Source organism: Betaproteobacteria bacterium (genome assembly GCA_016720065.1).
Classification (GTDB): Bacteria; Pseudomonadota; Gammaproteobacteria; order Burkholderiales; family Rhodocyclaceae; genus SSSZ01.
Genome location: JADJXY010000002.1, coordinates 1,800,886 through 1,813,548, shown reverse-complemented (window position 1 = coordinate 1,813,548; position 12,663 = coordinate 1,800,886). Strand labels below are relative to the sequence as shown.

The following is a 12,663-nucleotide window of genomic DNA, read 5'->3' as shown; positions in this document are numbered from 1 at the left end:
TTCGCGCCTGGCGGCATTTCACTCCAAGGACACAGCCATGCTGATCATCTTCAAGTCTCCCGCCTGCGGCGATGTCACCCTGTTCGAGAGCAACGCCAGCCAGGCCCTGGGGGTTCTTGGCAAGGACGCCGGCGCCCGCCGGGGCGTCGTTACCGTCGAGCAATTGCCCGCGGCGACCAGTGCCCTCAGGGCCGCCATTGCGGCCGACAGGCTCAAGCACCGGTGCCCCCCCGCCGACGACGCCGACGATACGGAAGCGCCGGGCGGCAGCGTCGCCTTTTACCAGCGAGCGGTGCCGCTTCTCGCACTGCTGGAACACGCCCTCAAGGAAGGCACGCCGGTCACCTGGGGGGTTTGATCGCTCCCGGGCGGGAACCCCGGTCGTCCGACGGCGTGGCGAAAGCCGGCATCCTGTACCGGGGCGGCGGAAGCTTCCCGTGTTCAACCGCCCGCGCTTTCTGTTCGGTGGCGCTCAGACGTGCTCACGGGGCTCCGCTAGCGTGGGGACTACCCCTTACTCAAGGGCCGCCGAAGGAGAAATACCATGACCACCTATAGCCACCATGTGTCGGGCTTTTTTGCCAACTGGGTCGAAGCCGAAGGCGCCCTTTCCCGCCTCATGGAACGGGGACTCCCCCGAGGGCGCCTGCATCTGTTCGACGCCAATTCGGGCCCCCCCGCAACCAAGCCACAAGGGGAAAGCAACGAAGTGCTGACCAATGTCCTCGTCGACGGCGCCATCGGCACCGCCGTGGGCACCGGCATCGGCGCCCTGGCACAACTGGCGCTGGTGGCGGGAAACGTCAGCCTGTTCATCGCCAGTCCCCTGGTCGCGCCCCTGGTCATGCTGGGCTGGGGGGCCAGTCTCGGTGCCTTCATCGGCGCCGCAACCGGCGCTCAAAGCGATATCGAGCAAAAGGAAGGCTGGCTGTCGGACCTGGTCAGCGATGCCATTGCCAGCGGTCAGGTCGTCCTTGTTGCGCAGACGATCACCGAGCCGGAAACGGCCATCGCCCGGGAGGTGATCGCGGCGTCGGTCGGCGAGATCAGCGACGTCGCCACCGTGTGAGCGAGGCGCTGGCCGATCACCGGCGCCCAACGCATCCTCGACGTCCCCGCGAAATCGGTCAGCTCCGTAGTCATGCGGGGCCTATGGGTCACGCCCTGGCACTGAGGCACATCGTTAACTCCTAGCGGTTGAACCGGTAGTCGTCGGCCGAATAGAGCCGCCACGATCCGTTGCCTTCCAGTTCCAGCACTTGGGGGTGGTATTTCAGGATGGAGGGACGGTGGCCGACGCTGACCAGGATCGTCCCGGTGGCCGCCAGTTCCCGATAGAGGCTGTCTTCGTTGGCGATGTCGAGGGCGCTGGTCGCTTCGTCGAGCATGGCATACCGGGGTGCGGCGAGCAGCACGCGAGCGAAGGCCACCCGCTGTTGCTCGCCCACGGACAAAACCTTGGCCCAGTCCAGTTCGGCATCCAGGCCGCCAAAATTGGCGGCGATATCCGGCAGATTGACCCTGGCCAGGGCGTGCAGAAGGGCCTCGTCCGGGACACCCCGAGGCTGCTGCGGATACAGCAACTGGCTGCGCAAACTGCCCTGGAGCATGTAGGGGCGCTGCGGTAGAAACAGCATTTCGCCGCCGTCAGGCCCGACGATCCTTCCGCTTCCGCAACGCCACAGGCCTGCGATGGCGCGCAGCAGCGAACTCTTCCCGCAGCCGCTGGCCCCCACGATCATCAGCCCCTGGTCCGGATTGACGGTCAGCGACAAGTCTTTGACCAGAGTTCTGCCGCGGTTCGGCGTCTGCAGGGTGAGATTTTCGATGGCCAGATGCTTGCCGAACACAAAGCTGATGCCATCGCCGGACCCCGGCCGGTCGCCCCGCGTCCCCTGGAGGAAGCGGGCAAAGCTGTCGAGCCGATCGATTCCGGCGGCAAATTTGCTGAAGCTCTCGAAGTTGTCGATAAGTACGGTCAGGGCGCTCAGGATGGCCGCAAATGCCCCCGCGGCCTGGATCGCCCGCCCGACCTCCAGTTCCCCGGAGATCACCCGCCCGGCAATGATGGCGCTGGGCAGGATGATGGTCAGGAAGCTGTAGCCATATTGAAAGAGGTTCAAATTGAGCTGCACCCGGATCAGCTTGTTGAAATTGCTGAACGCCTCGTTGAAACGGCGGCCAACCAGAGCCGACTCCTGCGCCTCGCCGCGATAGAAGGCGATGGCCTCGGCGTTTTCTCGAATACGCACCAGGCTGAAGCGGAAATCGGCCTCCCGTTTGAGCTGGTGGAAATTGAGGCCGATCAGCACCTTTCCGAACACCAGCACCGTCACCCCCGTGCCGGCAATCGCATAGACGATGAGAAAGGCCACCAGGGCGTGGGAAATGGACCATAGGACGCCACAGAATGCGATCAGCTGCAGCACCGCCCCGACAAGTACCAGGAGAAACTGCAGGGATTTCTGGGTAAAGGTGTTGATGTCTTCGGCGACCCGCTGATCCGGGTTGTCGATCTGGTTACAGGCATTCAGGTCGTAGTAGGCGCGGTTGGCGAAATAGCTGCCCAGCAGATCCCGTGTTAGCCAGCGCCGCCAATACACGCCGAGCTTGTCGCGCACGAAGTAGTAAAAGGCATACGTCGGCACGCCCACGACGAGGATGGCGAGGCATTTCTGCATGGACAGCCAGAACCGTTCCGGGTCTTTTGCCGCCAGTGCCGACGTGAATTCCCCGGTCTGCTCGTTGAACAGCACGGCGAAGCCGGTCTGCCCCAAGAGCAGGAGGACCAGAAGAGCGAGCAGCCCCCGGGCTCGCCATTTCTCCCTGCCCTTCCAGTAAGGCGCCGCAATCGTCCGGAACCGCAACCACAACTGGCGACCGATGGGGGTCACCGCCTGCCCGCATACAGGCGGCAGGCGCCGACGAGGGCGACGCCGAACACGAGGTGGGCTGCCAGGGTCACCCAGTCCCGGGCCACGGCGAACCAGGGAAAGAAATAGGTCAGCCCGTATAGGTTCACGGCGTAGATGAGCGCACCGTAAGCGGCGCCGGCAACGAGGGCCTCCCCTTGGCGCAGACGCCCGCCCACGGCGGCTGGAAGCAGGGCGTAGAGAACCGACAGGGCAAAATGGATCAGCGTCGCCACCAGCAGGATGTCCCACCTCAGGGTCGAGGGTGGCGTAAGGACCGAGGGCCCCAGGAGCAGGGCTGCAGTCAGGCGGGCGTCGCGCAAGAGCGTGGCGGCCAGCGGCATTCCGGCGAGCCACCAGAGGACGACCTGGGCGCCGGTGGCCAGTACCCCGGCGGCGATGCCGGCAATCAGCGCCATCGCCGGATCGATCCGGCCGCCCTCCCAACGGCTGCCGCGCTTGGCGTTCGGTGGGGCAGCCGCCGTCAGATCGATGTTTTCCTGGCTGGTCAGACGCACGCCGAGTCGTCGCGCCAGGCCTTCCCCGCCCCGCGACATGACCCAGGCGTGGTTACGGACGAACAGCGGGCGGGCCAACGGGGAGATCAGGTTCATCCACCAGCGGGTGCTGCGGACGTGCCACTCGTAACGAACGATACTGATCGGGCCCTGGCAGGAAAAATTCCAGCGGCCCGTTCCTTCCAGGTCGCCGCAGGCGTTCCCCTCGATGGCAGTGAGCGCTTCGATGCGCGTGGTACACACGGCAAAAGTGACCCGGTAAGGCAATCGCCCCTGCCAGGCGTAGTGGCGGATGTTGCCGACCCCCTCGGCATCGCCATCGGCAATGGTCGCCACCTCGATGACCCCCGGCCACCAGTCCGGCCAGTGCAGGGAATCGTGAATCGCGGCGTAGATATCGTCCAGCGGTGCTTCGAGGCGCCAGACGGTCAGCAGGCGGTACTCCGCCGCCGGGTCTTCGGTCGGGCGAACGCGCGTCATCCCCGGCGGCCGACGAACATCAACCGGGTGGGTCGTCCGGAGACGCCGGCCTGGACGGATCTGCGTTGCCAGGCCCCGTCGATTTCGACTCCGACGCGGTAGGACCCGGGGGGGAGTTTCAGATAGAGCAGCGGCCCCTCGGCGATGCCTGAAAGCACTTGTCTGCCGTCGTGCCGGGTCACGGTATAGGGGACGTCGGCGAGATAGCGGCCCCGGCGATCACTGAACAGCACATGCACGTTATAGGCAACACTGGCCTTGCGCATCTCGTCGCGGGCTTCGCCGCCGACGCCGCCGCTCATCCAGGCAATCTCGGCCGTGGCTGGGCTCGTGGAGTTGTAGCGCGCCATGTCGTTCTCCGCCTGGGTCGACAGCGGTACCCAAAACAGGGCAATGGGAACCAGGAGGGCGGCCAGGGCCTTCGCTGGCCGCGCCCGCAAGGCCTGGCGCGTCGGGGGGCGGCGGAAAGGCCGCAAAAAGCCTGACAGGTGTTGGTTCATGGTCTGCCCCGGAAAACAACCCCGGGCCTGAGCGGATGACACACCCGCCCATCCCGGCCAGGCGCGTTGCCGCAACCTCGGGTCGTCGGGGGATTGTCACGCCGTGCCGCCGGCATGGTCTGTACGACGGCGCACACTGGCGCCGGCCGGGTAGTCAGGATGTCCCGGCGAAGGCCATCGGCTCGGCGCCCGCGGCGCTGCATGACATGCCGAAACTCAGGCACCCGCGGCCAGCCAGGATCAACTCCTGATGGTGAAGGAAGAACTCGGCCTGGCCCTCGAAGGTCACGAAAGTGCCGTTTCGACTGTGATCGACCAGCACGACCTGGTCGGGCCGTCGCTCGATTTTCCCGTGGAAGCGGGAAACGCGCAGGTCGCCCAGGTTCAGCTCGCAGTCCTGATGGCGCCCGATGCGCATGACGGCCCCCTTGCCCTCGAGGGGTTGGTCCCCGTGCCGATGGTGGACGGAGAACGGTTCGCTGCCTTCCCGCCGCTGTCGCAGCAAGGCCCCCAAGGTGGCAGGATCGTGTGACTGCCAGGGCACCTGAAAGACGCCCAGGCGCCGTTTGCCGCAATTAAGCGTCAACTCCGGAATGCTGTTCGATAGCAAGTGGGACCAGGAAAAGCTGCGTACCCGTCGGGGCATGCTGATGAGGATTTCCCCCTGGTCCGCCACCGCCGAGAGCCAGGCGGCCGGATTCAAGCCTGCACCCGGGAAGTACGGCTCTTCCCGCTTGCGATGGCCGGCGCATACACCCACACGTGCCGCGAGGGGAAATCCCCCGGTGGGTGGCAGGTCGGCGATGCGGTGCTGGATCTCGACTGCCGATTGCAGGGCTCGCAGATCGTCGGTAAAGAAGGCCATCAAGCAGCGGCCCTGATGGCCCACCATTTGTCCGCCGCAGCGTTCTACGGCGTGCCGCATACGTTTTTCGCAACGCCCCATGACATAGCGCAATTCCGATCCCGCCGGCAAGGGTGGCGCGTCCGCAACCTCGGCGCAAAGCACGGACAGGGGGCCGTCAGCCGGGTTCATGGAGGACCCCGGCGGCCGGCGCGACACACGGCCACGCATGGCCGCGTGTTCCCCCGGGGGCAGATGGCTCTGCTTTCCAGACGAGAGCGGCGCACCCGCCACGCGAATTTACTTGCCAACTTCATGGCCGATGATGGCGCCGACTGCCGCGCCGCCTACGGTTCCGACGGCGCTGCCGCCGGTCAGGATGGCGCCGCCGACTGCGCCGGCGCCGGCACCGATAGCGGTGCTCTTGTCCTGGGAAGACATGTTGGAACAGGCCCCAAGACTCAGCAGCAAGGCTGCTGTCAGGGAGGTGAGGGTGAATCTCGGCGTGTTGCTCATCGAATGACCTCTACGTGTTTGGGGGGCTTGGTCCGGCGTACCCCGTCAACCGGCGACAGGGGCACGCCCTTCCGGTTGCCTGGCTTACTGCTTGCTGAAACGGGCCTTGGCCTGGGCCAGGCAGGTGTCCTTGGTGACGCCGGCGTAGGTATCGCACTTTTCCTTGGCCACCGCGTACCGGGCCTCACCCTTGTCTTCGCTGGCCTCCTTGCGGGCATCGGTGGACGCTTCGCCTGCCTTGTCGTTCGCATCATTCGTCTTCATCTGGGCCTTGGCATCCGCCTTGGCGGCCGTTTCAGCGGACTGCGCCTCCCGGATACAGATGTCCTTGGCGTTGCCCGACTTGTCGTCGCAACGTTCCCGGGCGACGGTGTAGCTGGCATCTGCCTTGGCGACGAGAACGTCGTAATGGGTCTTGGAATTCGGCTTGTAGGCAGCATGGAGTTCTGCCAGGGCGACCTTCTCCTTGCCGCTGGCCTCGGCCCCGCAGATGTCGTTGGCGTTGCCTGACAGGGCCTTGCACCCGGCCGTGTCGGTCTTGTATGTGGCACTGATCCTGTCCTTGCCGGCCTTGTAATCGACCTTGGACATGCCCTCGGCAAAGGCGCCGACGCCGACGGAGAGACTGACCGCCAGGGCGATCACTTTGTAGTTGAGGTTTTTCATTTGGCTTCCTTGCGTGAGTGGTTTAAAGACTGGCGTAACGCTTGGGTTCAACGGGCGACCCGTGTCCCCACCATCTGGATCTCGACCCGGCGGTCGGGTTGCAGACAAGCGATGACCTTGGCGCTCTTGGCGCCTACGCAATCGCCGGCCTTGGTGATGGGCTGCGACTCCCCCTTGCCTTCGGTGTGCACGCGGCTCCCGTCCACACCCCTCCCGACCAGATAGGTCTTGACGGAACCGACGCGCTCCTCGGAGAGGCGTTGGTTGTAGTCGGCGGTCCCGAAGCGGTCGGCATGGCCGACGGCCATGATCATTTCCGGACTGATGTCCTTGAGCCGGTCGACGAAGCCGTCCAGGGCGGTTTGCCCGGCCGGGCGAAGGGTCGCCCTGTCGAAATCGAAAAGCATGTCCGCGTCCAGGGTCAGCCGTTCGGCGGCGGGTTTCACGCCGGCGATCAGCGGCGCAACGGCAGCGGCCGGCGGGTCTTGCTTCACGAGCTTCGGGGCGACGAAGTTCGGGTCGCACTCGGCGGTGGATACGGGCGTTGGCCCGTATCCGCTGTGCCAGCAAAGTCCGAAGCCGCTCTTGGCGACGGCGCCCCGCTGGTCCGTGACGAAATTGGCCTCCGCCGGATTGATTGTTTCGGCCCGGGACAAAGCCGGCACCAGGCCCAAAGCCAGGGCACACGACACTGCCAGGCAGGCCTGCGTCTTGCTCAATGAATTAGTCATAGCTGTTCTCGCTTAACAAGTAGCGCCATCTCGGCCTTGTGCAGGCTTGGCTAGTGCAACTGCCGGCACAACGGCGGGTACCGGCAGCCATGGTCCGGAAATGCCGGTCGGTGGTCCGCTCCGGGTGGGGCCGGAGAAGGAGTGGCCGGAGAGGCTGCCCCTTCGCAGGGCGCCGACGCGGTTCCCGAGGGCAATCGGTCATTGCTCCCATGATTGGTGGAAATCGCAGTCCGCTCTGTACGCTGGCGCGCTAAAGCCGAAAACCGTCAGGCGGTTACACCAAAAAGCGCTCCGGCCAGGGTGGTGAAGGCCATGGCCAGTGCGCCCCAGAAGCCTACGCGGCAGGTGGCCCTGGTAAGGGGCGCACCACCGGCCCAGCCGGCCAGGGCGCCCAGCAGGGCCAGGAAGAGAAGGGCGCTGCCGGCGACGGACCAGAGGACGGTGGCGGGGGGCACCAGCAGAGCTACCACCAGAGGCAGGGCGGCGCCTGCCGCGAAGGTGGCCGCAGAAGCGGCGGCGGCCTGGAGCGGCCGGGCGGTCAGGGTTTCGGATATTCCCAGTTCGTCACGGGCGTGGGTTCCCAGGGCATCACGGGCCATCAACTGGCGGGCAACCTGCGCGGCCAGGCCGGGTTCCAGGCCGCGCCGGGCGTATATGGCGGCCATTTCGGCCAGTTCGTGGACGGGGTCGGCGGCCAGTTCGCGCCTTTCCCGTTCCAGATCGGCCCCCTCGGTATCGGACTGGGAACTGACGGAAACGTATTCGCCGGCGGCCATCGAGGTGGCACCGGCCACCAGGCCGGCCACGCCGGCGACGAGGATCGCCCTGGCGTCCGCGCCGGCCGCGGCGACCCCGAGGATCAGGCTGGCCGTGGAGACGATGCCGTCGTTGGCGCCGAGCACCGCGGCCCGCAGCCAGCCGGTGCGGTGGCTACGGTGCCTTTCGCGATGGGGCATGGCTTTTCCCCGTTCCTTGAGGCGGCCCGATCCGGGCCGCGGGAAATCCCGTCACTTGCCCTTCAGGGTGCAGCCCGCGGATTTCCGCGCCCCTCCCGCTTGCCGTCCATGCCTGCCCGCGGGCCGGCGTGGAAATCGTCGAAAGTCTTTTTCTGGGTGGCGGTGAGAACCCCGTAGAACGCCTTCATGGCCGCCAGATGGTCGGCCATTCGTGCCTGATGCGCCTTCATGCGCTCCATCATGCGGTCGGCCCTTTCCGGCGTCGTGAGCTTCGACCAGTCGTCGGCCTTGCCGACGTCCGGCGCGGTCGGGGGCGGCACCGCATCCACCAGTCTCGTCCAGGCACTTTCCTGCTCTGGGGTCAGTTTCAAGGCGGTGTGGAGCCTCTTGTGGTGCTGTTCCATGGTTTCGCTGCGGTGTTCCCAGTACCCGCCCCGGGAAGCACAATCGTTGGGCGCCGCCAGGGTGGGGGTGGCAAGGGCGCCCAGCGCGGAGGCGAAGGCGGTGGCGGCAAACAGTCGGTGAAGGGTGGACATTTGATGCTCCTCGGGGTGATTAGGCCGCTAGCGGCTGCGGATCGGAGGGGGTTTCGTGGATATGCGCTTCTTCCGCCTTGTTCCGTAACAGGATTTCCTTCGCCGCGGCAATTTCGGCGGCCGATCCGTGCACCACGAGGAGGAACTTGTTGGCCTTGAGGGCGGTTTCGTAGTGGATCACGCTATCCCGGGGGATTCCGATACCGGAAAGCGCGCCGCCCAGCGCGGTGAGGCCGCCCGTGAACAGGGCGGTTTCCAGAGCGCCAAGAATCCAGCTGACCAGGGGACCGCCGATCATGACCGGACCGAGGCCGGGGATGATGAGAAAGGCTGAGCCGAACAGAAGGCCCCAGATGGAACCCCAGAACAATCCGAACTTTCCCCAGGTCGCCATGCGCTCGCCAGTGTTGTAGTAGCCGATGACCGATTCCTCGGTTTGATAGTCTTTGCCGACGACGGAGAGCTTCTTCATGTCGAAGCCGGCCTTCTGCAATTCCATGACGGCTTCTTCCGCATCCCGGTGGTCGCAAAACAGTCCGACTGCCGAACAGTTTTTCTCATGCATGCCGGATCTCCTTCAAGGGGCGATACAGGGCTCCGGATACCCGATGGCGGTCGGGCTCCGGAAGCAGGAACGCCCATTGACGCAGTTCGTGGCGATGTCCTCCGTTCGCCATCGCACATAGGCGGCGTCCCGTGCTCCGCCGCGGGGGCGCCTTCTGTGCGCCAGCCGCCGGACGGCGCCCGAAATTCGTCGCAGGGTGCGGCCAAGTACCCATGCGTCCTCGGCCCGTGCCGCGAGCCGGCGCGACGTTCCGCACCCTCGCCCTTCTTCTCCAGTGAGACCCCCGTGCCGCACGTTACGCCGGCTTTGGCTGCAAACCAGTTGCTTGCCGCCCTCCCACGGCGGGAGCGGGATCGATTCGTGTCGATGGGCGAATCCGTCGACCTGCCGGCCGGGGACATTCTCGCCGAGGCGGGGAAGTCGATTCGATACGTTCACTTCCCGACCGGAGGTGTCGTCGCCCTCATGTCGCCGGCGAATCGGGGGTCCAGCCTGGCTGTCGGCCTGGTGGGCAACGAGGGCATGGTCGGATTTTCACTGGTCCTGGGCATTGACCGTTCTCCCCTGCATGCCGTGGTTCAGGAGCCGGGGCCGGCCCTGCGGCTGGAGGTCGCCTCGTTTTGCCAGGAACTCGCGCGCAGTCCCGTGCTGCGGGCGCTTCTCGATCGCTATCTGCTGATGCTGGTCGAGCAACTGGCCCAGGCCGTCACCTGCACTCGCTTTCATGTGGTAATGGAACGCCTCGCCCGCTGGCTGCTGATGACGGGGGACCGTGCCCGTTCCGACGCCTTCCACCTCACCCACGAACATCTGGCCGCCCTGCTGGGAGTGCGCCGGGTCGGGGTTACCCGGGCCGCTACGGTTCTGCAGCAACTGAAGCTGATCAGCTATCGCCGGGGCGACGTCGTCATTCTCGACCGCACCGGCCTGGAGGGGGCTGCCTGCCGATGTTACGCAGCCGACAAGGCAGGTTACCAGCGGATGATCCCTACGCGAGCGCGCTCCCGCTGAGCACGGCGAGGCAAATGCCAATGGCCGGGCCATCGGTGCCTTGTGTGTGCTATCGAACACAGTCGGAGACCGGTTGAGGCTAGGCTGTGACGGTTAGATCTTGCCATTGCGCTGCAAGGTCGTAGAACGAACTGGTAGTCAATCAAATCGGCATGCGTGAATGCCGAGGCGCGCCGAACAGTGCTGATCCTATCTGACTACGAGCGGTACGACAGGAAGGGATTGCCATGGCGAAGACAATGATCGACAACCCGAGGGAGAACCGCATCCTGGCGGCCCTGTCCGCGGAAGAAATTGGGCGCCTTGCCGACGATCTCGAACTCGTGGCCCTGCCCCTCGGCCAGGTTCTCTACGAGTGCGGCGATACTCTGGGCTACGTCTATTTCCCCACCACCTGCATCGTTTCCCTGGTGTTCATCACGGAAAACGGTTCCTCCGCCGAACTGGCGATGACCGGCAACGACGGCCTGGTCGGCATCCCCCTCATCCTGGGGGGAGGGACGACGACCCATCGCTGCGTCGTGCAGAGTGCCGGCAATGCCTACCGCCTGCGCGTCGAAATCCTGCGCTGGGAACTCGCCCCGGCGAGCGGGCTGCAGTACCTCGCCCTGCGCTACATCCAGGCGTTGATGACCCAGATGGCCCAGACGGTCGTCTGCAACCGCCACCACACGGTGGACCAGCAGCTCTGCCGCTGGCTGCTGCTCAGTTTCGACCGCCTGCCGGGCAACCACCTCAATATGACCCAGGAACTGATCGCCAACATGCTGGGAGTACGTCGCGAAGCAGTCACCGAGGCGGCCGGCAAGCTGCAGGCCGCCGGGCTGATCCAGTACAGCCGGGGCCACATCGCCATCCTCGATCGTGGCGGGCTCGAAGCCCGGGTGTGCGAATGCTATGGCACGGTAAAAAAGGAATTCGACCGCCTGTTCCTGCCGATGCAGGCGCCGCCAGCGGTCTGCCGCAAGCGCCCGGAGCCGGGAAACCTGCGCCAGCGGGCCGAGACCTTGCTGGAACGTACCTTGGCGAAGACGCCGACCAACCCCGGCGAGACGACGCGATTGTTGCACGAGCTTCAGGTGCATCAGATCGAACTGGAATTGCACAACGAGGAGTTGCGCCGCGCCTACGATGAAGCCGACGCGCTGCGTAGCCGCTATGCCGACATCTATGACTTTGCGCCAGTGGGGTATTTCACCCTGGACGGCCAGGGTTCCATCGTCGATCTCAATCTTGCCGGGGCCATCCTGCTGGGCATCAAGCGATCGGAAAAGGCCAGGCATCGCTTCGCCGCCGCCGTCGCCCCGGAGTATTTGGCGGAATTCAATCGTTTCCTCGGGACGATGCGTGACGCCAAGACCAAGAAGATTTGCGAAGTCTCCCTGGTGCCCAACGGGCAGAGGGGCGAGGCCGTGGTTCATATCGAGGCCGTCAGCGACGAGAGCGGCCGGGAATGCCGCATGGTGGTCACCGACATCACCGCCGAAAAGCAGGTCGAAAAAACCTTGGGCGAGCGCGAGGCTTACCTGCGCGCGGTGCTCGACAACTTTCCGTTCATGGTCTGGCTCAAGGACACGGAAAGTCGTTTTCTCGCCGTAAATCTGCCCCTGGCCCGGAATTTCGGGCTGCCTTCGGTGGAGGCCCTGGTGGGCAAGACCGATTTCGACCTGACGCCCCGGGATCTGGCCGAGGCGTGTCGCGCTGCCGACCGTTCCGTGCTCGAGAGCGGCGAGCAAGCTCTCGTCGAAGCGCGCCTCGGTGAAGCCGGAGACGCGCGCTGGTTCGAGACCTACCGTTCGCCGGTGACCATCGACGGCAAACGGGTCGGCACGGTCGGCTTTGCCCGGGACATCACCCACCGCCATCGCCTGTTGAAGGAGCTCGAGGAATCCGAGCGCATCCATCGCGAACTCATCACCAAGCTGCCAGTAGGCGTGGCCATCGTGCAGGATGGCATAGTCCGCTACCTCAATGACCGGGCAGCCGTCCTTCTGGGATGGTCCCCGGAGGACGGTGTCGGCCAATCAATCCTATCTTTTCTGCACGAGGCGGACCGTCCGCGCATCATGGCCATCTGCGAGCGACGTCTGCGAGGCGATGCGGCGCCAGACGCCTACGAGGCGCGCATCATCCATCGCAGCGGCCAGATGCTGCTATGCCGGCTCCACGTCAGCGCCGCGCGCTGGGAAGGGCAAGTCGCTGCCCTGACGGTGCTCGAGGATGTCGGCGAAAGCAAGCAGGTCGGGCCGGATTCTCGGAGCGTGAGGAGGACGCACTTGCCTGACACGGAGTGCGCAGTGGTGGCGACCCTGACTGGCATGCGCCTTGGCGTCAGAACCTGCCCCGACCAGGCGTGGTTTTCGGCCTGATGGGGCTTGTCCCTTGCGCGGGCGGTGTTCCTTTCGCCGTCCTCATTGGAGAGTCGCTT

14 protein-coding genes and 1 pseudogene are annotated in these 12,663 nt (G+C 65.4%); 4 read left to right on the top strand and 11 right to left on the bottom strand.

Annotated elements, in window-relative coordinates; all coding sequences use genetic code 11:
* The first annotated feature begins 37 nt into the window (after positions 1-37).
* The gene (locus IPM73_11645; protein MBK8918664.1) at positions 38-358 is read left to right on the top strand and encodes a DUF1840 domain-containing protein; all 321 of its coding nucleotides are present in this window, start codon (positions 38-40) and stop codon (positions 356-358) included.
* 186 nt (positions 359-544) lie between these two features.
* Positions 545-1,069 (top strand): hypothetical protein, encoded by a 525-nt coding sequence (locus IPM73_11640; protein MBK8918663.1) that lies wholly within the window; start codon positions 545-547, stop codon positions 1,067-1,069.
* A gap of 121 nt (positions 1,070-1,190) precedes the next feature.
* Here the strand turns inward: IPM73_11640 and IPM73_11635 are convergent, their stop codons facing one another.
* The 11 genes and pseudogenes from IPM73_11635 to IPM73_11585 all read right to left on the bottom strand — a co-directional run bounded on the left by IPM73_11635 (position 1,191) and on the right by IPM73_11585 (position 9,224).
* Positions 1,191-2,894 carry an ABC transporter ATP-binding protein/permease gene (locus IPM73_11635; GenBank protein MBK8918662.1) on the bottom strand — a complete coding sequence of 568 codons (1,704 nt, stop codon included), beginning with the start codon at positions 2,892-2,894 and terminating at the stop codon, positions 1,191-1,193.
* Positions 2,891-3,331 (bottom strand): sodium:proline symporter, encoded by a 441-nt coding sequence (locus IPM73_11630; protein ID MBK8918661.1) that lies wholly within the window; start codon positions 3,329-3,331, stop codon positions 2,891-2,893. Before IPM73_11630 ends, IPM73_11635 begins: the two co-directional genes overlap by 4 nt.
* 90 nt (positions 3,332-3,421) lie before the next feature.
* Positions 3,422-3,910, bottom strand: a pseudogene (locus IPM73_11625) (SRPBCC family protein).
* On the bottom strand, positions 3,907-4,410 hold the full coding sequence (locus IPM73_11620; protein ID MBK8918660.1) for a hypothetical protein: 504 nt from the start codon (positions 4,408-4,410) through the stop codon (positions 3,907-3,909). Before IPM73_11620 ends, IPM73_11625 begins: the two are co-directional and overlap by 4 nt.
* Before the next feature lie 154 nt (positions 4,411-4,564).
* Positions 4,565-5,446 carry an FHA domain-containing protein gene (locus tag IPM73_11615; GenBank protein MBK8918659.1) on the bottom strand — a complete coding sequence of 294 codons (882 nt, stop codon included), beginning with the start codon at positions 5,444-5,446 and terminating at the stop codon, positions 4,565-4,567.
* Positions 5,447-5,554: 108 nt separating this feature from the next.
* On the bottom strand, positions 5,555-5,770 hold the full coding sequence (locus IPM73_11610; protein MBK8918658.1) for an osmotically-inducible lipoprotein OsmB: 216 nt from the start codon (positions 5,768-5,770) through the stop codon (positions 5,555-5,557).
* 84 nt (positions 5,771-5,854) lie between these two features.
* Complete coding sequence (locus IPM73_11605; GenBank protein MBK8918657.1) at positions 5,855-6,436, bottom strand: hypothetical protein; 582 nt, start codon at positions 6,434-6,436, stop codon at positions 5,855-5,857.
* 47 nt (positions 6,437-6,483) lie between these two features.
* The gene (locus IPM73_11600) at positions 6,484-7,134 is read right to left on the bottom strand and encodes an OmpA family protein (protein MBK8918656.1); all 651 of its coding nucleotides are present in this window, start codon (positions 7,132-7,134) and stop codon (positions 6,484-6,486) included.
* Between the two features lie 299 nt (positions 7,135-7,433).
* Positions 7,434-8,123 (bottom strand): VIT family protein, encoded by a 690-nt coding sequence (locus IPM73_11595; GenBank protein ID MBK8918655.1) that lies wholly within the window; start codon positions 8,121-8,123, stop codon positions 7,434-7,436.
* 62 nt (positions 8,124-8,185) lie between these two features.
* Positions 8,186-8,659 carry a Spy/CpxP family protein refolding chaperone gene (locus IPM73_11590; protein ID MBK8918654.1) on the bottom strand — a complete coding sequence of 158 codons (474 nt, stop codon included), beginning with the start codon at positions 8,657-8,659 and terminating at the stop codon, positions 8,186-8,188.
* A gap of 19 nt (positions 8,660-8,678) precedes the next feature.
* On the bottom strand, positions 8,679-9,224 hold the full coding sequence (locus IPM73_11585) for a DUF1269 domain-containing protein (GenBank protein MBK8918653.1): 546 nt from the start codon (positions 9,222-9,224) through the stop codon (positions 8,679-8,681).
* Between the two features lie 366 nt (positions 9,225-9,590).
* On the opposite strand from IPM73_11585, the gene IPM73_11580 reads away from it, so the two are divergent.
* The gene (locus tag IPM73_11580) at positions 9,591-10,235 is read left to right on the top strand and encodes a Crp/Fnr family transcriptional regulator (protein MBK8918652.1); all 645 of its coding nucleotides are present in this window, start codon (positions 9,591-9,593) and stop codon (positions 10,233-10,235) included.
* Positions 10,236-10,462: 227 nt separating this feature from the next.
* The gene (locus tag IPM73_11575; protein MBK8918651.1) at positions 10,463-12,604 is read left to right on the top strand and encodes a PAS domain S-box protein; all 2,142 of its coding nucleotides are present in this window, start codon (positions 10,463-10,465) and stop codon (positions 12,602-12,604) included.
* Positions 12,605-12,663: the final 59 nt, after the last annotated feature.